Annotated in this window: 20 protein-coding genes; 14 read left to right on the top strand and 6 right to left on the bottom strand. The window is 66.3% G+C overall.

What is annotated here, in order from left to right; translation table 11 throughout:
- The first annotated feature begins 35 nt into the window (after positions 1 to 35).
- The 6 genes from AC3A46_RS05975 to AC3A46_RS05950 all read left to right on the top strand — a co-directional run bounded on the left by AC3A46_RS05975 (position 36) and on the right by AC3A46_RS05950 (position 4,985).
- Positions 36 to 914, top strand: coding sequence for a carbohydrate ABC transporter permease (locus tag AC3A46_RS05975; protein ID WP_487664285.1), 879 nt, complete (start codon positions 36 to 38; stop codon positions 912 to 914).
- Positions 914 to 1,702, top strand: a complete 789-nt coding sequence (locus AC3A46_RS05970; protein WP_487664284.1) for a carbohydrate ABC transporter permease — start codon at positions 914 to 916, stop codon at positions 1,700 to 1,702. The genes AC3A46_RS05975 and AC3A46_RS05970 overlap by 1 nt, the downstream gene beginning before the upstream one ends.
- A gap of 66 nt (positions 1,703 to 1,768) precedes the next feature.
- The gene (locus AC3A46_RS05965) at positions 1,769 to 2,665 is read left to right on the top strand and encodes a TolB family protein (RefSeq protein ID WP_487664283.1); all 897 of its coding nucleotides are present in this window, start codon (positions 1,769 to 1,771) and stop codon (positions 2,663 to 2,665) included.
- Positions 2,662 to 3,666 carry a Gfo/Idh/MocA family protein gene (locus tag AC3A46_RS05960; RefSeq protein ID WP_487664282.1) on the top strand — a complete coding sequence of 335 codons (1,005 nt, stop codon included), beginning with the start codon at positions 2,662 to 2,664 and terminating at the stop codon, positions 3,664 to 3,666. The genes AC3A46_RS05965 and AC3A46_RS05960 overlap by 4 nt, the downstream gene beginning before the upstream one ends.
- On the top strand, positions 3,663 to 4,499 hold the full coding sequence (locus tag AC3A46_RS05955) for a 3-keto-disaccharide hydrolase (protein ID WP_487664281.1): 837 nt from the start codon (positions 3,663 to 3,665) through the stop codon (positions 4,497 to 4,499). Before AC3A46_RS05960 ends, AC3A46_RS05955 begins: the two co-directional genes overlap by 4 nt.
- Before the next feature lie 33 nt (positions 4,500 to 4,532).
- Positions 4,533 to 4,985 (top strand): heme-binding protein, encoded by a 453-nt coding sequence (locus AC3A46_RS05950; protein ID WP_487664280.1) that lies wholly within the window; start codon positions 4,533 to 4,535, stop codon positions 4,983 to 4,985.
- A gap of 147 nt (positions 4,986 to 5,132) precedes the next feature.
- On the opposite strand, the gene AC3A46_RS05945 is transcribed toward AC3A46_RS05950, so the two are convergent.
- The gene (locus AC3A46_RS05945) at positions 5,133 to 5,972 is read right to left on the bottom strand and encodes an MBL fold metallo-hydrolase (RefSeq protein WP_487664279.1); all 840 of its coding nucleotides are present in this window, start codon (positions 5,970 to 5,972) and stop codon (positions 5,133 to 5,135) included.
- 72 nt (positions 5,973 to 6,044) lie between these two features.
- Entirely contained in the window at positions 6,045 to 6,791 is a 747-nt protein-coding gene (locus AC3A46_RS05940) for an alpha/beta fold hydrolase (protein WP_487664278.1), read from the bottom strand.
- A gap of 616 nt (positions 6,792 to 7,407) precedes the next feature.
- Here AC3A46_RS05940 and AC3A46_RS05935 point away from each other — a divergent pair.
- Entirely contained in the window at positions 7,408 to 8,952 is a 1,545-nt protein-coding gene (locus AC3A46_RS05935; RefSeq protein WP_487664277.1) for an ATP-binding cassette domain-containing protein, read from the top strand.
- A 154-nt stretch (positions 8,953 to 9,106) separates the two neighbouring features.
- Positions 9,107 to 10,243 (top strand): ABC transporter permease, encoded by a 1,137-nt coding sequence (locus AC3A46_RS05930; protein ID WP_487664276.1) that lies wholly within the window; start codon positions 9,107 to 9,109, stop codon positions 10,241 to 10,243.
- A gap of 87 nt (positions 10,244 to 10,330) precedes the next feature.
- On the opposite strand, the gene AC3A46_RS05925 is transcribed toward AC3A46_RS05930, so the two are convergent.
- The 4 genes from AC3A46_RS05925 to AC3A46_RS05910 form a co-directional block, all read right to left on the bottom strand.
- Positions 10,331 to 11,227, bottom strand: coding sequence for a DUF6282 family protein (locus tag AC3A46_RS05925; RefSeq protein WP_487664275.1), 897 nt, complete (start codon positions 11,225 to 11,227; stop codon positions 10,331 to 10,333).
- A 36-nt stretch (positions 11,228 to 11,263) separates the two neighbouring features.
- Positions 11,264 to 12,244, bottom strand: a complete 981-nt coding sequence (locus AC3A46_RS05920; RefSeq protein ID WP_487664274.1) for an aldo/keto reductase — start codon at positions 12,242 to 12,244, stop codon at positions 11,264 to 11,266.
- A gap of 62 nt (positions 12,245 to 12,306) precedes the next feature.
- Complete coding sequence (locus AC3A46_RS05915) at positions 12,307 to 13,569, bottom strand: CaiB/BaiF CoA transferase family protein (protein WP_487664273.1); 1,263 nt, start codon at positions 13,567 to 13,569, stop codon at positions 12,307 to 12,309.
- A 75-nt stretch (positions 13,570 to 13,644) separates the two neighbouring features.
- Positions 13,645 to 14,409: a FadR/GntR family transcriptional regulator gene (locus AC3A46_RS05910; protein WP_487664272.1), complete on the bottom strand. Its 765-nt coding sequence runs from the start codon at positions 14,407 to 14,409 to the stop codon at positions 13,645 to 13,647.
- A gap of 186 nt (positions 14,410 to 14,595) precedes the next feature.
- Here AC3A46_RS05910 and AC3A46_RS05905 point away from each other — a divergent pair, with 186 nt between their 5' ends.
- The 6 genes from AC3A46_RS05905 to AC3A46_RS05880 all read left to right on the top strand — a co-directional run bounded on the left by AC3A46_RS05905 (position 14,596) and on the right by AC3A46_RS05880 (position 20,646).
- Entirely contained in the window at positions 14,596 to 15,483 is an 888-nt protein-coding gene (locus AC3A46_RS05905; protein ID WP_487664369.1) for an acyl-CoA thioesterase domain-containing protein, read from the top strand.
- A gap of 103 nt (positions 15,484 to 15,586) precedes the next feature.
- Positions 15,587 to 16,390 carry a hypothetical protein gene (locus AC3A46_RS05900; RefSeq protein ID WP_487664271.1) on the top strand — a complete coding sequence of 268 codons (804 nt, stop codon included), beginning with the start codon at positions 15,587 to 15,589 and terminating at the stop codon, positions 16,388 to 16,390.
- 19 nt (positions 16,391 to 16,409) lie between these two features.
- Positions 16,410 to 17,141: an SDR family NAD(P)-dependent oxidoreductase gene (locus AC3A46_RS05895; protein WP_487664270.1), complete on the top strand. Its 732-nt coding sequence runs from the start codon at positions 16,410 to 16,412 to the stop codon at positions 17,139 to 17,141.
- A gap of 304 nt (positions 17,142 to 17,445) precedes the next feature.
- Positions 17,446 to 18,570, top strand: a complete 1,125-nt coding sequence (locus tag AC3A46_RS05890) for a zinc-binding dehydrogenase (RefSeq protein WP_487664269.1) — start codon at positions 17,446 to 17,448, stop codon at positions 18,568 to 18,570.
- Between the two features lie 28 nt (positions 18,571 to 18,598).
- Positions 18,599 to 19,411, top strand: a complete 813-nt coding sequence (locus AC3A46_RS05885; protein WP_487664268.1) for an SDR family NAD(P)-dependent oxidoreductase — start codon at positions 18,599 to 18,601, stop codon at positions 19,409 to 19,411.
- Positions 19,408 to 20,646 carry a CaiB/BaiF CoA transferase family protein gene (locus AC3A46_RS05880; RefSeq protein WP_487664267.1) on the top strand — a complete coding sequence of 413 codons (1,239 nt, stop codon included), beginning with the start codon at positions 19,408 to 19,410 and terminating at the stop codon, positions 20,644 to 20,646. Before AC3A46_RS05885 ends, AC3A46_RS05880 begins: the two co-directional genes overlap by 4 nt.
- Positions 20,647 to 20,686 lie beyond the last annotated feature (40 nt).

The following is a 20,686-nucleotide window of genomic DNA, read 5'->3' as shown; positions in this document are numbered from 1 at the left end:
AGGGTCGCGCCCCAGCAACCCGCCGGCGATCGTCGATGCGGGCGCCCGGATTCCCTTGGATCCTGCCCGCCCTCGTGGTCTCGAGTGGACTCGTCTACTTCTGCATCGGCTACAACGGCTGGGTCTCACTGCTCGACTGGAATGGCATCAGCCCGATCCAGACGTTCGTCGGCTTCGACAACTACCTCACCGCGTTCACGGACCCGATCTTCTGGGGAACCCTGCAGCACACGGTGATCTATTTCGTCGTCACCTTTGTCGCGCAAACGATCCTCGGGGTCGTGCTCGCCGTGCTCCTGCACTCGCGCGTGCGCTTGGCCGGCCTGTACAAGGTGATCATCTTCGTGCCCGTGGTGCTCGCCCCGGCGATCATGGCCCCGGTCTTCCGGATCATGTTCGCCGGCGACGGCCCGGTCAATATGTTCCTCGAGGCGATCGGCCTGGGCTTCCTCGCGCAGCCTTGGCTGGCACAGTCCAGCACCGCACTGGGGGTGCTCATGATCATGCAGATCTGGAACACCACCGGCATCTCGTTCATCCTGTTCTACGCCGCGATCAGCCAGGTCGAGCACGACGTCATCGAAGCGGCCCGGCTGGACGGAGCGGGCAACATCCGCATCATCTGGAGCATCATCGTCCCCTCGGTTCGCGGCACGATCGTGGCGCTGGCGATGCTGAGCGCGATCGGGACGCTGAAGCTGTTCGACATCCCGTACCTGGTCACCACCGGCGGCCCCAACTTCGCCACGGAGTTCCTCGGCACGTACATCTACCGCCAGGCCGTACCGCTCGGCGACGTGGGGTACGCCTCGGCGCTGTCGATCATCCTCCTCGTGCTGGCGCTCGGGATGGCGATCATCCTGAGCCTCCGCGGCAACGAGGAACGCCAAGCAAAGAAAGGAGCGGTGCGCTGATGCTCGAGGCACACACCCGAACCGGCAGGTTCACCCTCCAGGTGATCGTGACCGTGCTCGCGATCCCCTTCCTCATCCCGCTCGTCATCATGGTGCAGGGCTCGTTCGCGGGGCAGGGTTGGGGCAACTACGTCGCGGTCCTCTCGCTTCCGCAGCTGCCGAGCTTCTTCCTCAACAGCGCGATCATCTCGGTGCTCACCATCGCACTGGCGCTGCTGTGCACGCTGCTCGCCGCCTTCGGATTCGCGAAGCTGCAGATTCGAGGGAAGGAGTTCTTCTTCTGGCTACTCCTGGCGGCACTGACCCTCCCCGAGATCGTGCTGGTGACGCCGCTGTTCGTCACCGCCACAACCACCAATCTCTACAACACCTACTGGGCGGTGGTGCTGCCTTTGGCAGCCTTGCAGATTCCCTTCACCGTCCTCATCACGCGGACCTTCATGGCCGGCATCCCTGATGCGCTGATCGAGGCGGCGCGGATCGACGGGGCGAACACCTGGCGCGCCTTCTGGCACGTTGTGCTCCCTCTCACCCGCCCCATCGCCGCCGCGGTGATCGTGCTCACGCTCATCAGCGCATGGAACGCGTACCTGCTGCCGCTGATCTTCCTGCAGGATGCGAACTCGCAGGTCGTCACGCAGGTGCCGAGCTTCTTCCAGGGTCAGTACAACGACGACCAGACGAAGGTGCTCGCCTCGGCCGTGATCACGGCGATCCCGATCATCGTCGCCTACCTCTGCCTGCAGAAGCTCTTCGAGCGGGGCCTGTCGGCCGGCGCTCTGAAGTGAGAACCCGCTGCGGCCGGCCGACCAGTGCTGCCGGCCGCGGCGTCCAACCGAAAGTCGAAGGATTCCATGGCACGCACACTCGCGCAGGGACAGAGCTCCCGCATTCTCACCGTCGACGTCGAGACCGGCGATGTCCGCGTCGTCCACGAATCGACCGAGATCCTCTACGAGGCACCGAATTGGTCGCTGGACGGCTCCGCCCTCTACATCAACGGAGACGGGCACCTGTTCAGGCTCGGACTCGATGACGCCCGCGGCCCCGAGCGCATCGATCTCGGCGATCTACCCGAACTCAACAACGACCACGTGCTGGACCCCGACGGCACGCACGTCTTCATCTCGGCCAACGACTGGCACATCTACCGAGCACCACTTGCCGGCGGCGAAGCCACGCGCGTCACGAACGACAACGACGGCATGCTGCACTTCCTTCACGGGGTGAGCCCCGACGGCGCAACCCTCGCCTACATCGGGCTCGTCGCCCGCGAAGACGGTTCATGGTCGCCGCCGAACGTGTTCACGATCCCTTCCTCCGGCGGCAAGGATGTCCAGCTGACGGACGACGAGTTCCCTGACGACGGCTCGGAGTACTCCCCGGACGGTGAATGGATCTACTTCAACTCGGAGCGCGCTCGCACGCGACCGGGCCACGCACAGCTGTTCCGCATGCGGCCCGACGGAACCGGCGCCGAACAGCTGACAAGCGACGAGCGCGTGAACTGGTTCCCCCACGTCTCTCCCGATGGCACGAAGATCGCCTATGTGAGCTTTCCTCCGGGCACCGAGGGCCACCCGCCCGACCGTGATGTGATCGTCCGGATCCGCGACATCGACCAAAGCACGTCGCGCGATCTCCGGCACCTGTTCGGCGGGCAGGGCACGATGAATGTGCCGAGCTGGTCGCCCGACAGCACGCGGATCGCCTTCGTCGAGTACCCGGTGGCCGACGAGGATCCGGCATGATCCGCATCGGCATCCTCGGCGCAGCCGGCATCGCACCCCAGGCGCTCATCCGCCCGGTCAGGAGGCGTGCCGACATGGAGGTCGTGGCGATCGCGGCCCGCTCGCTCGACGCGGCCACTCGATTCGCCGAGGAACACAACATTCCCCGCGTTTTTCAGGGCTACCCGGCGCTGCTCGCCGCGGAGGACATCGATCTCGTCTACGTGGCCCTGCCGCCATCCGAGCATGCGCGGTGGTCGATCGCGGCGCTCGAGGCCGGCAAGCACGTGCTGTGCGAGAAGCCCATCACGATGGATGCCGCGGAGGCTCGTCACGCGGCAGCCGTCGCCGCGCGGACGGGCCGGCACCTCATCGAGGCCTTCCACGACCATTACCACCCGCTCACCGCGTCGGTCCGCGAAGTCGTGGACTCGGGAGCGCTCGGCTCGACCGTGTCCATCGTTGCCTCGTTCACCGCAGAAAACCCATACTCGCCGACGTCTATCAGGCATGTGCCGGAGTTGGGCGGCGGAGCGCTCATGGATCTCGGCTGCTACCCGGTGCACTGGCTGCGCGAGTTCGGGGGCGCCGAACCCGTCGTAATGAGCGCGACCCACGTGCCCAACGAGCTCGGCGCCGACATCACGATCGACGCCCGCGTCGCATTCGAGTCCGGCCCCCACGCCGGAGCCACGGGGTCGCTGCACGCGAGCATGGCGCCGGGCGTCTCGTTCAGCGCTCCCCTCGTCGTGACGGGCGAGCGGGGCACCCTGCACGTGGACAACCTCGTGCTCCCCCACCGTGGACACAGTGTGACGACCGTCATCGACGGAGTCACCCGCACCTGGACGGTCGCAGGCCAGGAGACCTACGACCACGAACTCGACGCCGTCGCGACAACGCTCCGCACCGGGATGGCGGCCGACACCGAGGGCGCAGACTTCATCGCCACCATGGAGGTCATCGACGCGATGTACGCCGCCGCCGGAGTCTCGCGGCCGCACAGAGGCATCCTCGCGTGAGCGCGGAGATCGCGCTGTTCGACGGGCGCAGCCTGGACGGCTGGTTCTCCGCGCCCCGCGTCTACGGGACCGTATTCCCCGGCGGCCCCGAGCTGCTGGACCTCTACCCGGCCATGCCCCGCGATTACAACGAGCGCGCCGCGCAGCATCCTGCGCACTGGAGCGTGGAGGACGGGGCCATCGTCGGGCGCCAGCCCGCCGATGCGCCGGGGTGGGGCGGCTACCTCGTTAGCGAGCGCACGTTCGGCTCCTTCGAGCTCGAACTCGAGATGAAACCGGACTGGCCCGCCGACACCGGTGTCATGATCCGTCGTCGACGCGACTCCTGGGAGGGCCTGCAGGTGCTGGTCGACCACCGCCAGTCCGGATCGATCGGCGGGTTCTACGGCAACGGCATCTCGGGCCTGCACGGGGTCCCGTTCAACATCGCCGCGCGGCTGGACTCCGATGGCCACGCTGTCGGGCTCGTCGAGGACGACCCGGAGACGACACGAGAACCCCTCACGCCAGCGAAGCGCGCGATGCTCACCAGGGCAGGTGATGTCGCGGCGTTCCTCGGCACCTGGCGGTGGAATGACTGGAACACGTTGCGCGTGCGCTGCGAAGGCACGCCGCCCCGCGTGACGACCTGGATCAACGACGTACTCATCGCGGAGATCGACACCTCGGCCATCGACTGGCCGAATTACGACGCACAGGCCGTGTGGTCCCTGCTCGGCGAGCGCGGTCACCTCGCACTCGAGGTGCATGACAACGACCCCGGCATGGGACAGGGACGTTGGGGGCGCGGCGCCGCGTGCCGATGGCGCGACATCCGACTGCAAGAGATCTGAGCGAACGACATGGATGAACTCACCCGTATCCGGATGCTAGAGCAAGTGCGCGCGGAGCGTGGCCTCCTCACCTTCCCCTCCCTCGATCGCACGACCGCACGCAGGCTCGGCGAGGCCGTGGCCGCGCTCGGCGAGCGGCAGAACATGCCGATCACGGTCGCCGTGCACCTGGGCGAGCAGCACGTCTACCACGCGGCGCTCGAAGGAACGACCGCCGCCAACGACGGCTGGGTCGAGCGCAAGCGCAACACGGTCCTGCACCACGAAGTCTCGAGCTTCGAAGTAGCCCTCACCACCCGCCTGGCGGGGCGGGAGACTTCCTGGCTCGACCCCGGCAGGTTCGCCGTCGCCAGCGGTGCTGTCCCGCTCTGGGTCGGCGAGCTCGTTGTCGGCACCGTCGCGCTGTCGGGGTTGGTCCAGGCGGAGGAATCAGATCACGTGGCCGTGATCCGCGGAATCACCGCGTATCGCCAGGTGGCGAGCTAGAGTCGGCCGAGCACTGGGAGGCATGTGTGACGCCAGCGCCTCGGCATCACAGCGAGAATCGCGGCGTCGTCCCAGCGATCCGCGTCTCCCTGCTGGCAGGGCCCCGCTGGCGCACCCTGGCTTGGCGGCCCGAACTTGAATTCGTGCTCATCGAGTCGTTCTGAACGGATCGAACCCGTCTTCGGCCGCTTGCGCCAAGTAGTCCAGTTGCGCCTTGACGTTTGCTTCCGCTGCGAAACGAGCTGACGGCTCGACATGCGCATACACACGGTCCGTCACCGCGGCGACGGTCAACGAGTGATCGTCCTCGACGTCGGCGAGATCGGCGACTGCATCCGACACGGCCTGCAGGCGTGCCAATCGATGTGCGGAATACGCGGCCAGTACGATCCCCAGATTAATGATCCGCGGCCCGTGAGCAGGAAGGCCGGCAAGTTCGCTGAACTCCTGCAAGCGGCGAAGCGAAGCCAAGTAGTCCCGCAACGACCCGTCTGGGGGAGCGATGATGGTCGTTCCTCGACCAAGAATCGTGTCGCCCGTGAGCACAGACCCGCGCGTTGCGACATCTTGGTGACGATCGAATGGCAGGTGGAAGCACACCGAGTCGGACGTGTGGCCGGGTGTGGCGACGACACGTATCTCTGTCCCCCCGGCATAGATCACCTCGCCGTCAAAGAGAGGGCTGTCACCGCTGCAGAGTGCCGCATCCGCGGCGCGCACCGGAGCGCCGGTTAACTCCTGGATGCGCGGCGCAAGCTCCGCATGATCGCGATGCCGGTGGGTCAGCAAGACCAGCTCCACCCCGGCCGATCCAGTCAGCCGACGCAGGTGCGTCGAATCAGCCGGTCCGGGATCGATGAGAACGGCCCCGGGAGCGGACGGCTCGCGCACTAGGTAGCTGTTGGTTCCCTCCAGAGTCATCGGCCCCGGGTTAGGTGCGAGCACTCGACGTGCAAGCATCGACCATTCTTCGAGCTCACCTGTCATGGTCACCTCCAACGAACAGTCAGGCGATCGGATGCCGGGACGAGCGGGCGGCAGCTGCGAGACTCAGTCTGTTCAACCCTTGATGACTGCGCCATCATCAATGAGATCGAGCAGCAGGTTCACGAGGGCGGCCGGAGCGGACACCATGGCATCGTGACACGTGTCGAGCACGCGGTAGTCGAAGCGAGGATCGACCTCGTGGCGATCACGTGGGAGGTCCAGTGGTACAGGAAACGGCAGCCGCCCGGTGCATTCGATGTATGCGCCCGGGTGGGACCAGGCAGTGCCGACGTCACGAGCCGCGTCGCTGAATGTCTTGATGGGCTGAGCGGTGATCCGAGGGTTCGCCCAGGCAATGTCATCCGGGTCGGTGAGTCCCCAGTAGCTCGCATCCGACACCGGGAGGTACCAGCCGTCACCCAGCTCCCTCACACGCGCTTCCGTCGCCGCGCGTCCTTCCGGCCCCATGAGGTCGAACACCGATTGACCCTCCGCCGGCACCAGAGCGTCGAGGTAGATCAGGCGGTGAACGCGATCCGCGATCTCGTTCATGGCGACGGTCGCGACCATTCCGCCATAACTGTGAGCGACGAGGACGGCGTCGGTGATGTCTTCGAACTGAAACACGTTCACGAGGTCTCGCGCGTGGACGTCGAGACCGACATCTGGCCGCGCCAGGTGCGACCGTTCCCCCAGTCCGGTGAGCGTCGGCGTGTAGACGTCGTGCCCGGCCGCGTGCAGCAGGGGCGTCACCTTGCGCCAGCACCACGCTCCGTGGCGGCCTCCGTGCAACAGAACAAATGGGTGCAACTCATCCACCGGTGACTCCATAGTCGGTCGTGTCGGTCATGCGCACCGGTCGCGAATGCGTCGCTGTTCGGCGATGGATCCACTCACGTCGCGTATTGCCAGCGGCGCCGCCAGGAGTCAGGCGACAACAAGTCGCCTTCGACCTACCTCAGCCCCTGCTGTTGGTTAACCTTATCTTCTTTGGCGATCGAGATGGCAACTCGACCCGGGCGGCGTTCCACGTCGCGGCGATCCAGCAACCGTTTCCCTGGCGCTGAGCGGGTGGGCCAGCAGCGTTGAATTGCCCGAAATCGACGTGACGATTCATCGAATCCCTCCCGCGCAACGTCTTTCTGGTATATAGTTAACCAAGCCGGAAGCCTCCGCGCGGGCATCGGTGCCATAACGCTCTCAAAGATGAGGACCACATGTTGCTTCCGCCCGACGCTTTCCGCGGCGTCATGCCTGCCCCGGCGGACGGACCACGCCGCAGCGTCGTCGTCGGCGCCTCGACCTCTGGCCTTTCCTCAGCACCTCGACCACCTTCCGGGCCGATCCCCTGGCGCGCTGGGCCTAGCCGTCTGCGTCCGACCCGCGGCGCACTCCGCGATCCATGGGTCACCTTTCACAGAGATGAGAGTCGAAGATGATCACGAACAACAGGGCGGGGGGACGCCCGCGGCGTCGCGACCGGAATCAGCCTGCCTCGACGGGCGCGTCGATCGACATTCCGGTGCTCGAGGTGCGGGCCGTCAGCAAATCGTTCGGACCGAATCGCGTCCTCAACGACATCTCACTGACCATCCAGTCGGGTGAGTTCGTCGGGCTCATGGGTCCGAACGGCGCCGGCAAGTCCACGCTGATCAAGATCATCGACGGCATGTACACGCCCGATTCGGGATCCGTGATGATCAACGGCGTCGACGCTAACCGGCATCCCGAACTCGTAGGAGTCGTCCACCAGGACCTCGGACTTGTCGAGAGTATGACGGTCCTCGAAAACCTCTGCCTCGGTCGCGAGCGGCAAACCCGCTCGCTTCTGCGGCGCCCGTGGCGCGAGTGGCGGTGGGCGACCGAGCAGCTCGCCGCGGTGGGGCTCTCCCGGATCAGCCCGGACCGCATGCTTAGCGAGCTCTCCCCCGGTGAGAAGACCCTCGTTGCGGTCGCTCGCCTGCTGGCGCGGGGCTCCCAACTCATCATCATCGACGAGTCCACTTCAACCCTGCCTCAACGGGAGGCGGATTGGCTCCTCGGCAAGATGCGGGCGACCACGACCGAGGGCAAGGCCGTGCTGATGGTGACACACAAACTCTCGGAGATCGTCCGTGAGGCCGACCGCCAGGTCGTCATCGCCGACGGCGTCGTCGCCTTCGATAGCCGGGACAACCTGTTGGGTGTCGACGAGCTGGCGCACCTCGTCAGCCCCAACGCCCGTGAGCACACGGAGGGGTCGGTCCGTCGTGCCGAGGCGAAGGCCGCCTTGGCGGCCGCCAGGAGCGGATCCGCAGATGCCGAGCCGGTGATCTCCTTCTCGGGTGTGTGGTCCAAGGCCTGCGGGCCCCTCGACTTCGATGTGAAGCCGGGCGAGGTGATTGGTGTGACGGGCTCCGTCGGGTCCGGTCTGTATGACATTGCGCACCTCGCGGCCGGTGACCTCAAACCCGCAGCGGGAAGCGTCACAGTGCGCCCCGGTACGCGAATCGCGTTTGTCCCTCCACACCGGGAGAGTCAGGCTGTCTTTCCCCAGCTCCCTGTTTTGTGGAACCTCACCGTGTCGTCGCTGTCGCACTGGCGCGGCAGGATGGGGTTGCTCTCGGAGTCGAAGGAATGGGACGCCGCGAACGTGGTCGCCGATCAGCTCGCGCTCGTGCCCAAAGGCCTGGACGGGCCGCAGGAGGTGCTCTCGGGCGGCAACCAGCAGAAGGTCGTCTTCGGCCGCGGCGTTCTCCAGAGGGCGCACTGCTTCATCCTGTGCGAGCCGACGCGCGGCGTGGATATCGCCGCCCGCCGGGAGATCTATGAACTCGTGCACGGTCTGCAGGCTTCCGGCGTTAGCGCAGTCGTGGTGAGTTCGGACGTCGAGGATCTTGTCCAACTCGCGGACCGAATCGCCGTCATCGAAGACGGCAAGCTGTCGCAGTTCTGGGACACCGACGAGCTCACCGCCGATCAAGTCCTCCGACTGTCCTAGCAACCCGCTCAAACAACCTCCGAGAAAGCGAAGCCTTCCCATGACCGACGACCGCAACGGCACACCCGTGGCCGTGGCTGACGATGTCGCGGCGGTGCCGCCATTGACGTTGGCGACTCCCACTGCGAACCGGGGGTTTTCCCTGCGTTCGCTGTTGACATCCAACTTCCTGTCGACGAACGCGACGCTGCTCGGCTTCCTGTTGCTGTTCTTCGTGATCTACCTGCCTTGGCTGGGTGGTGACTTCTTCGCGGCAGAACCACGCATGTTCGACCTGTTTCAAAGTGTCCCGGTGATCCTCATCAGCGTCGGGCTCATACCCTGCCTGGTGTGCAACCAGTTCGATCTCTCCGCTGCCGCCAACGCCTCCCTCGCGGTCATGCTCACAATCGGGCTGTCGCTCAGGCAGGGACTGCCGATGCCGTTGGTGATTGTGATCGTCCTCGTCGTCGGAGCGGTCGTCGGAGCGATCAATGCGTTCGTCGTGCTCCGCGCTCGGATCACGGCGTTCATCGCGACGCTCGCGGTCGCCGGCGTGCTCGACGGCGTCGCGCTGATCTACTCCGGAGGCTCGAGCATCACACCTCAGGCCGGCGGACCCCAGTTGCCGGAGTGGTTCCCCAAGGTGCTCGGCAGCTTCCAGGTCAAGGCCCCATTCGTGCTCACCTGCGTCGTGCTCGCGGTGCTTGCACTGTCGGCGGCGTTCGTGCTCCATGAGTACGCGTCGCGACTGGGGCGCCGCGGCCGTCTCGTCCGCTACATCGGGTTCCCGGTGATCGCAGCTCTCCTGGTGCTGGTCTTCGCACTCGGACTCCCCCAGCTGATCAACTGGCAGATTCTGATCATGCTCGTGCTTGCCTGGGTCGTCTGGGTCGCGTTGCGCTACACCGTCGTCGGGCGGTCGATGTTCGCCATCGGCGGCAACCCCGCCGCCGCGCGTCTCGCCGGACTGCGGGTTCGATCGATCTCCGCCATCGGCTTCCTCGTGTCCGGGATCATGTCGTCTGCCGCAGGGATCTTCGTCGCCGCGAACCTGAGCACTGGTTCACCGCAGGTGGCCAACGGCTATCTGCTGCCGGCCTACGCCGCCGTGTTCCTGTCAACGGTGCTGTTCTCGCGAGGAAGGTTCAACGTCTGGGGCACCGTGGCCGGCGCCCTCTTCCTCGTGTACGTCGGCATCGGACTCGCCATCGGCGGATTCCCGTTCGCCTGGAGCAACGTGATCAACGGCATCGTGCTCCTCCTAGCGGTCGGTGTCTCCGGTGCGTTCCTGTGGAGGTCGTCGCGGTAGCGACTGCCCACCACGATGAAGGGGTCCGAGAAAGCTCGGACCCCTTCATTCGTGGGCACACGACGCCGCTTCAGCGCGCGGTGCCGCTCACAGGGCGAGGTTCAGCAGCGATGCGGGATTGGCACTGCACATGATCGCGAGCTCGCGCTCCGGGACACCGCCGTTCCTCCACAGCAGTTCCAAGAAGTTGCGCAGCCCGGGGACGGGCCGCACGGGTGGCTCGTCGATCCAGCCGAGATCGCTGGAAAGAATGCAACGGCGGGATTCGATGGCCTCGATCATCGCGGCCAGGGCCTCGGGTGATTTGCCGGCCCCACCAATCGCGCCGTGCTCGCCGCAGCCGAGGGCGACGAACTCGATGTATGCCCCCAGATCGGCGAGCTCGACGCACTGCGCCTTGGACAGGTTCGGTCCGGCGAACGCCTCACCCGCGTGTGTGACGACCACCTTTCCGCGCGCGGCGAATTCCTTGACGATCGCGTGATGCTCGTCAGCCGTGATGTGGCCGGTGGCAAGCACTGCGTCGTGCTGACGTACCAGATCGAAGATCTCGTGCACTTCGGCCTTGATAGCGCCGTCCTCATCGAGAACCGGGATCGGCGGAGGATCGAACCACTCCCAGCCGGGCGCGGAGATGCCCTGGGCGCTGTTGACCGTCGGCAGCCACACGATCTTGGCGCCCATGTGCAGGGCAGAGTCCACCGCTGCGACGTTCAGGCCGCCGCTGATGTGGTCGAGGCAGATTCCGCCGAAGACCTGGAAGTCGGGATGCAACTCCGACAGCGTGGCAGCGACGGCGGGCGACGCGAAGCCGTGCGGCTTCAGCACCAGGGCGGCCTGGCCGCTGTCGATCGCTTCGCGCACGCTTACCAGGGCCGAGGTTCCCGAGGAGTTGTCCAGTCCGTGCTCAGCCAGCTGTGTCCCCATCGAGTCGGGGGAAAAGTGGCAGTGCATGTCAATCGAGTTCTGCACTTGCAGCGCCACGTCGCCTCCTTCAGGGCGTCGGATCGGCCGTCGTCGTCAACGATCGATGAGCCGCTGAAGCTCGGCAGGATAACGTTCCCCGACGAGGGTGATCTCATCCGCCGATTCCTGGATCGTGCGGAGGTCTTCCTCCGAAAGCTCGACGTCAGCGGCGCCGAGGTTCTCCTCGAGTCGCGAGATCTTCGAGGTGCCCGGTATGGGCACGATCCACGGCTTCTGCGCCAGCAGCCACGCCAGCGCAATCTGCGCAGGCGTCGCATGCATCCGCGTCGCGACCATGGTGACGATGTCGACGAGCCCCTGGTTCGCGGCCCGAGCCTCCACTGAGAAGCGGGGCATGGTCGAGCGGATGTCGCCGGAGAGGTCGGCGTCTTTTGCGATCTTGCCGGTGAGGAAGCCCTTGCCGAGCGGGCTGAAAGGAACGAAGCCGACCCCCAACTCGTCGAGGGTGGGGAGGATACGCTCTTCGGGTTCACGCCACCACAGCGAGTACTCACTCTGCACCGCCGCCAGTGGGAGCACGGCGTGTGCGCGCCGGATGGTCGATTCTCCCACCTCGGACAGACCGAACTGGCGGGCCTTCCCCTCGGCGATCAGGTCGGCGACCGTGCCGGCGACGTCCTCAATGGGAACGTCGGGGTCAAGACGGTGCTGGAACAGCAGGTCGATCGTCTCGACCCGCAGCCGACTGAGTGATCCTTCGACGGCGCGGCGAATGTCTGCAGGGCGGCTCGAGAGGCCCGCGGCCTTGCCGTCGGGACCGATGTCGAACCCGAACTTCGTAGCGATCTGGACTTGGTCGGGGAAAGGGGCGAGCGCCTCGCCGACCAGCTCCTCGTTGTGGTACGGGCCGTAGAACTCGGCCGTATCGAAGAAGGTGACGCCGCGCTCGACGGCCGTTCTGATGACGCCGATCATTTCCTGCCGGTCGGCGGACTCGTTGCCGAGGGTGAGACCCATGCACCCAAGTCCCAGCGCGGAAACTTCGAGGCTCGCGCCCAGGACTCGTCTCTCCATGCGGGCGTTCCTAACTTATGCATGATTGCGGGGTGAGACTCGAGCGTAGCTGCAAGGCGAACCTATGTCAATGGTTGACCCTTGTCAGGGGCGTGATCATCGAACGCCCCCGGCGCAGCTCCCGATTTTGCCAGAACGTCAATCTCCGCAGTCGAGAACCCGGCCTCCCGGAGCACCTCGCGCGTGTGCTCACCGTAGCTCGGCGCCGCCCATGTCGGGAGGATCCGCTCACTCCAGACGACCGGATGCCGCACCTCGCGGATGTCGCCGACGACAGGATGGGTGACTTGCTGCAGCAGCCGTGGGGAGAGCTGATCACCCCGAACTAGTGAATCGAGGGTCGCGACTGGCGAGCACGGGATGTCTCGCGCGCGCAGTAGTTCGATCCACTCGGTAGTGGGCTTGTCCGCCAGGTGCGTCGCTACGAGCCTGTACAAGTCGTCGATGTGCTGCGTGCGACTGGCCAGATCGGTGAGGCGCGGGTCGCGTCGCCAGAGTTCGGACTGGCCGACGAGCTCGAGGAAGTTCTTCCAGTGCGCGTCGGTGTAGACGACGCAGCACAGGTAGCCGTCGGCGGTTTGGTACGGCCTCCGATGTGCGGATGTGAGCCTCGGGTACTTCATACCGCCCCGGGCGGGGGTAAACGTCTCCCCGTAGAGGTGATCGGCGAGCACAAGGCTGGCCATCGTCTCGAGCATCGGGATCTCGAGCCGCTGTCCGCGCCCGGTGCGCTCTCGACTGTACAGGGCGGCAGAGATCACGCCGAAGGCGACGACGCCGACCGTGCGGTCCGCGATCGCCAGCGGCACGAAAGCCGGCGCATCGTCGCGGCCGAGGAGCTCCGCGATGCCGCTGGCTGCCTGGATGATGTCGTCGTAGGCCGCGAACTCGGCGTTCGGACCGTCTTGCGCGAACCCGACGATCTGGGCGTAGACGATGGACGGATTGCGCGCCCGGAGCTCGTTGTAGCCGAGCCCGAGCCGTGCGGTCGCAGCAGGACGGAAGCTGCTGAGGTAGACGTCGGTGGTAGCCGCGATGCGCAGCAGCGCCTCGCGACCATCCGGTGTCTTCAGATCTAGCCCCACACTGCGCTTGTTGCGATTGAGCGCGAGGAAGGCCGATCCGAGCCCGGCCTCGTGGCCGGGACCGATCTGACGCGTCACGTCGCCCGATGGCGGCTCGACCTTGATGACGTCTGCCCCGAGATCGGCCAGGTACTGCGAGGCGAAAGGCCCGGCGAACACCGTTGTCGTATCGAGGACGCGTACGCCCGACAGCGGACCCGCTTTCTGGTCCGGGTCAGAACCGCGCTCGCCGGATGCCACGCCTACACCTCCCGCGTCGGCGACACCCGTCCCTGCTGGCGACTCCATGTCATCACCCGGCGAACCCCCGACTCGTCACTCGCCAGTGTCCGACATCGCGACCACGGTGGAATCCGGGTTCGCGGCCTGGCTGTGTGTTGCCGTAATGTGCTGCCGCATCCGCCGTTCTGCGAGTTCCCCATCCTGAGCTTCGATCGCCGCGAGGATCTCGCCATGCACGGCGATCACAGCAGCGCGGGTTGCCGGGGTGTCGTACTCGTCGACCGTCGTTGAAACCGCGACGCCGTATGAGATCGCCTCAAGCGCTGGGATGAGCAGATCGTTGTGACTCGCGAACGCAACGGCTATGTGCCACTTGATGTTGGCGCGAGAGAAGGTCTGGAAACTGTCGGAGGCTTTGATCAGTGCCTCATGCAGCTGGTGGAGCCGCTCCAGGTCGCTGTCGGTGCGATAGACGGCGGCGAGGCGCGCCAGGGCGGGCTCGAGGACCGAGCGGGTCTCGTGCAGCGTACGCAAGGGCAGCTGCCGGCCGCGGATGAACTGACTGAGGCTGACCGTGAGGCTCTCGCGGCCGGGGAGGGTCACAAAGTTTCCGCCGAATCGGCCGGGCTTGGTCTCGACGAGACCTTCGCTGGATAGCGTCTTCAGCGCCTCCCGCACCGCCCCGCGGGTGAGTCCCGACTGGTCGACGAGTTCACGCTCCGAGGGCAGCGGCGAGCCTTCCCCGATCTCGCCGCTCAAAATCGCCTCACGCAACTGAGAGGCGAGCAGGGCGTGCGGCTTGGGTGCGAGCACCCGATCGATCACGGGCGACGTCGACTCGCTGTCGGTTTTCTCCACGATGCTCCGTCCGCGTACGCGATGAATGTCGAGCGCGCAGCGCTGTTTGCTCGCCGCCCGGCCATGGTCAATCAAACCACGAACCCACTGTGCATTGGCGGGTTAGGTTTGGCGTGGCGTAGAACCGTAATCGCCAACGATTAACCGTTGTCTGTGCTAGCGTGACCAGCATTGGCGCTGGCCGCGATGATGCGGCGGGGACGTCGGGATCCCGGAAGAGGTGTGATCGCAGTGACGACCCTCACCTTGTTCCGAGTTGGCAGGACGTTCGCCGACCTCGTACCGATGGATGCTGCCGCGAGCGCTTGGGGAAACGGTGACACCATGCGCGGAATGGCTGTGTCCGCGGCGCTCGCCCGTGCAGCGCGCCGCCACGTGCTCGACATCGACGACCGATGGACTGCGGCGCGGTGGTCGGTGGACTTCGGCCGGCCCGCCCCAATGGCCGAGATCCGCACGAGCGCAAGAACCGTGCGGCAGGGGCGTCGACTATTGCTCGTCGACGTGGAGATGGAGCAGAGCGATGGAACGGTGGTCGCCTGGGGCCGTGGGGCGTTCGTGCGACCGAGCATCGCGGCATCTGGGCACGTCTGGGAGCCCCCACCGTGGCGCGCGGTGCCGCCGGCGACCCTGTTCCCGGACGAGAACCGGCTGTACTGGAGCGACGGCGTCGGCTGGTCAAGTGACCCGGATGACCACCGCGGCGCGACACGGAAGGGGATCTGGCAGCGCCGCTTCGAGATCGTCGCGTCGGAGCCTACTCATCCCTTCCCTTTCGTCGCCGCAGTCGCCGATATCTCGAGCGTGGCCACCCAGTGGGGTGAGCGCGGGGTGCAGCACATCAACCTCGACCTCTCATTGCATGTCGCCCGGCTCCCCGAGGAGACCCCGGAGGGGATCGGGATCGTCGCGATCCACCGGGCTTCGCATGGAGGCCAGGCGATCGGAACGGCCGAGCTGCGTGACACGAAGGGGTCGATAGGCACCGCCGCGGTCTCAGCCATCCAGAACGAGACCCAGGTCACCCCCGATCAGCTGCGCTCAATACACCCGCGTCAGCAGGTCCGTCGATAATCTCACCCTCCTCCGTATGGTTAATTATTTGATGTCTCGAGCTGTTACCGATACATTCAATCCGACGCGTTGGCTCAACGACTCGATGACGAACGGGAGAGAGATGACGGACGACATCTACGTGCAGCTGGCACGAGAGAAGCCGATCGCCCCGGTGCTCGGGGGCGTCTACGCGACCCTTGTGCAGGCACACGATCAGCGGGAAGAGGAATACAACCGCTGGTATGAAGACGACCACTTCATCACTGGTGGCACCAGCGGGCCCTGGATCTTCGCTGGCCGTCGCTTCATGCAGGCCGGGCTACCGGTGCATCGCGACGGGTCGAACGCCCCGGCCGAGGCCGGCTCGTTCATCACGCTCTACTTCGCCCTCGGCGGCCACGTCGAGGACTCGGCGCGCTGGATCCGCGAGATGTGGCATTCCCTCGAGGGGGAGGGCCGCGGCGCGCAGAACCGGAGGCATCTGTACTCGACCATGCACGAGGTGGCGGTCGAGCGGATCTTCGATCCCGAGCCAATGAAGTCCATCCACGCCCTCCACTTCCCCTACGGCTCGATGGCCGTCGAGTTCTACGACGCGGAGGATGCCGGCGACCGCGAACGACTGATCGATTGGCTGAGGGAGGAACTCACCGAGGGCCATCGCGACTCTTCAGGCCAGTGCCTCGGGCTGGTGCCAGCGCCGCTCGAAGATGACCGCCTGGGAAAGTTCGGTTGGGGCACCGACATCCTTCCACGTCGCGTTTGCGTGCTGTGGTTCCTGCACGATTCGGCGCCGGCCCAGTGGCCAGCAGGCTTCGCCGACCACGCGGCGCAGGCCGAGCGCACCGGATTCGCGAGGTTGTCGTATCAGGCCATGTTCCTGCCCACGCGGCCGGGAACCACGACGCCGCTGGCCGGCATCTGAACGCAACGAGGAGTTCACCATGATCAAACGGGCTATCGTCGTCGGAGCGAACGGCGGGATCGGCGGAGCCACGGTGAGTCGCCTCGCCGCCACGGGCTTCGAAGTCCACGCCGTGGGACGCCGCGCCGAGATCGTGGACTCCCCGCCTGCCGGGGCCGCCCGAGGCCATGTCTGCGACGTCGCGAATCCGGATCAGGTGAGGGACGCCTGCCAGGCGGTCCTCAAGGACGGGCCGGTGTCGGTTCTCGTCAACACCGCCGCGGTGATCTCCCGGCAGACCGCCGAGGAGTGCTCGCTCGACGACTTCGAGCGCACCATGGCTGTCAACGTCCGAGCGCCGTGGCTGTTTGCCCGGGAGCTACTGCCGGCGATGCGCGACGAACGCGACGGTGTGATCATCAACATGATCTCGACAGCAGGCATCACTCCGCCGAAGTCGCGCTTCGCGTACAGCACCTCGAAGGCTGCGCTGCGTCAGTTGACCCGCTCGATCGCGACCGACTACGGCCAGTACGGCATCCGCGCGAACATCATCTGCCCAGGGCCGGTCGAGACAGAGATGTGGCGGTCCATGCAGCCCACCGACGTGTCAGACGACGACTACCTGCGTCTCACCGTAAAAGGGCTCGCCCTCCCCCGCATCGGCACGGCGGACGAGGTGGCGTCCCTCGTCGAGTACCTGGCCTCAGATGGCGCCGCGTTCATCACCGGTGCGACGATCGCCGTCGACGGCGGCCGCACACTGCACTAACAACAGGTACATCTGAGGCGACAGCTCGTCATCGGTTAATAATTGTATAAATGCGCCGGTTCCGATACCGTGAAGGAGAGCCGCGGCGCAGATGCCACGGCAGGATTCACAGCAACGACGAAGGAGCGGTCGGCGTGCGAGTGGGCGATGAGGCTACCGCGGACACCGCCCGACCCGCATCCGTCATCCGCGCTCACGCACCCGCGAGCCGCGTCATCGCGGCGCGTACCCTCACCGCCGCTGAGCGTGCAGGCGCACGAGACCCGGGGCCGGTCGCTCCGGCCGAAACAGACGAGGAGAGCAAATGAATTCCCACCTGGATTTGCCGCAGACGAGTCGGGCGGCCGTCGTCACGGCCTTCAACCAGCCGCTCGAACTCTGGGACCTCCCCCTGCCCGAGTTGGAGCGAGGAGCCCTCCTCGTCAAGATCGACGCGGCCACCATCTGCGGCAGCGACGTGCATCTGTGGGACTCGTCGCTGACCAACATCCGCCCGATCAATCTGCCCGTGCTCCCGGGTCATGAGATGTCGGGATCCATCGTCGCGTTCGGCGAGGGCGACCTGCGCCGCGACTCGGCAGGTACGGGGCTCGAACTCGGCGACCGGATCGTCTTCACGCAGGCCCGATGCGGCAAGTGCTTCCAGTGCGCGATCGCGCTCCAGCCGAACCTCTGCGAGAACCGCCTGCCGTATGGCGACAACTGCGAGAAGTACCCCTACCTCGTCGGCAGCTTCTCGGAGTACTGCTACGTCTATCCGACCTCGCGGCGCATCAAGGTGCCCGACTCGGTGAAGTCGGAGTGGGCTTCGGCGGCCAGCTGCGCGCTGCGCACCGTGGTCAACTCGTTCGAGCGCACCGGTCCCATCGAGCCCTGGCAGACGGTGGTCATCCAGGGCTCCGGCCCGCTCGGACTGTTCGCGACCGCGATGGCGAGCCGTCTCGGCGTCGGACGGATCATCGTCGTCGGCGACCCGGCCGACCGCCTGAAGGTCGCGACGCAGTGGGGCGCGACCGAAGTCGTCTCGGTCAGTGCGAACCCGGATCCCGAGGCCCGTGTCGAGGCCGTCCGTGCACTCACCGGAGGGATCGGAGCCGACCTCGTCATGGAGTTCTCCGGAGCGCGCACCGCGGTGCCCGAGGGCATCAAGATGCTGCGCCGCGGCGGTCGCTACACCGTCGTCGGTCAGGTCGGCGCACACGAGGCGTCGATCCAGCCGACCGACATTCAGCGCGGCCACCTGTCGATCATCGGTTCGTTCTCGGCGACCGAGTCGCACTACTGGAAGGCGCTGAAGTTCCTGGAGATCACCCAGGACGAGTTCGACTTCGACCTCATGTTCACCAGGAAGTACTCGCTCGACGACGTGACTCAGGCGTACACCGACATGCGCGCGTTCGAGGTCATCAAGCCGGTTCTCGTCCCGTGAGCGCCGGTCGGCACGCGAAGGAGACGTCATGACAGGCATCCCGGCAGACGAGAGCCCCATCGCCGACTATCGGGGGATGCTCGACTTCAGCGGGCAGGTGCACGTCGTGCTCGGCGCAGGGCAGGGCATCGGGCGCCAGACGGCGCACGCGCTCGCCGGCGCCGGGGCAACGGTGGTCTGCGTCGACCGCAAGCCCGAACTGGCCGAGCGCATCGCCGACGCGGTGGGTGGATCGGCGTGGGGCGGAGACGCCACCCAGGACGAGGTCGTGCGCGACCTGATGGATGCGGTGATCGAGCGCCACGGCCGGCTGGACGGCGTCGTCGACATCATCGGCGTCGCTAAGTACGGCGGGCTGCTCGACATGACGCTCGATGACTGGGCGTGGCACCGGCGGGTCGCGATGAACCATGCGATCCTCGCCGTCCGCTACGGCGTGCCGAAGATGAGCGACGGCGGCAGCTTCACGTTCGTCGCGTCGGTGAACGGCCTGTTCGGCTCGCCGAACCTCGGACCATACAGCTCCGAGAAGGCCGCCATGCTGTCGCTCGTGCGCACCGCGGCCGTGGAGTTCGGGGACCGCGGAATCCGGTTCAATGCGGTCGCCCCCGGAATGATCCGCACTCCGCAGCAGGAGGCGAACCCGGCGTGGACGCCGGAGCTCGTCCAGATCAACGTCGACAACACCCCGCTGCGCAAGCTGGGGAAGCCGTCGGATGTCGCGAGCGTGCTGCTGTTCCTGGCGTCGCCGATGGCGGGCCACATCACAGGACAGACGATCGTCATCGACGGCGGGCTGAGCATCGCGAACTCCGTCGTCGTACCAGGCAGAGAGAAATGAGCGAGGTCGGAATGAGCGAGACGGAGCACCGCGCAGCCGGCACCTCCCCCGCCGCCCCGCTGGCGGGCGTGCGCATCCTCGACGCCGCGACGCTGCTGGCGGGCCCTACCGCGGCGACGTTGCTGTCCGAGTACGGGGCGTCGATCATCAAGATCGAGCAGCCGCGCATCGGCGACACGATGCGCACCTTCCCGCCCTACCGCGGCGACGTCTCGTTGCTGTGGAAGGTGATCGGCAGGAACCGGCAGAGCGTGACCCTCGACCTGCGCAGCGACCGCGGCCGCGACATCCTCAAGCAGCTCGCTCGGCAGAGCGACATCGTGGTGGTGAACTATCGACCCGAGACGATGGCGAAATGGGGCATCGACTTCGACGACCTAGTCGCGGTGAACCCGAGGATCATCATGCTGCACCTCACGGCGTACGGGCGCACGGGGCCGTACGCCCAGAAGCCAGGATTCGCCAGGGTGGCCGAGGCCTTCGCCGGGCTGACGCACCGCACCGGCTTCCCGGGGCAGGAGCCCTCCCAGTCCGGCTACCCCATGCTCGGCGACGGGATCGCCGGTCTGTACGGGGCGTTCGCGATCATGCTCGCGATCCGTCAGCGGGATCTGACGGGCGAGCCGCAGCTGATCGACCTCGGTCTGTACGAGCCCCTCCTGCGGCTCATGGAGGATCAGATCGCTGCGTACGACGAGGACGGCACGGTTCTGGGGCGTATCGGCAATGCGAACCCGATGATCAGCCCGAACGGGCTCTTCCCCACCCGGGACGGGCGCTACGTCTCGATCCCTGCGTCGACGCAGCCGATCTGGCTTCGCCTGGTGGCCCTGATGGGTCAGGAGCAGCTCCTGAAATACGACACCAACAAGATCCGCCTCGAACACCGTGCCGAGGTGGACGCCCGGGTCACCGAGTGGACCATGTCGCACGATCTGAAGGAGCTCGTCGAGCTGTGCGCCGAGGCGGGGATCGCCTGCGGGCCGGTGTACTCGGCGGCGGAAATCGCTGAAGATCCCCACCTGGCATATCGCGAGTCGCTGATCTCGCTCGACGACGAGCAGACGGGGCGACCTGTGCGGATGGCGTCTCCGGCCGGGCGGTTCTCCGGCTTCGAGGCCGAAGTGCGCGAGACCGGTCCGGAGCTCGGCGCGCATACGGACGACGTGCTGAAGAACGTCCTGGAGCTCGGCGACGCCGAGATCGCCGAGCTGCGCACGTCGGGAATCATCTGACGGCGGCTCCGCTGACGGCAAGATCGAGAAAGGTAGGAGA

The organism is Microbacterium sp. Soil_C_42, assembly GCF_057656735.1.
The sequence above is the reverse complement of the archived record's forward strand: the minus strand, read 5'-3'. Positions and strand labels throughout refer to the sequence as shown.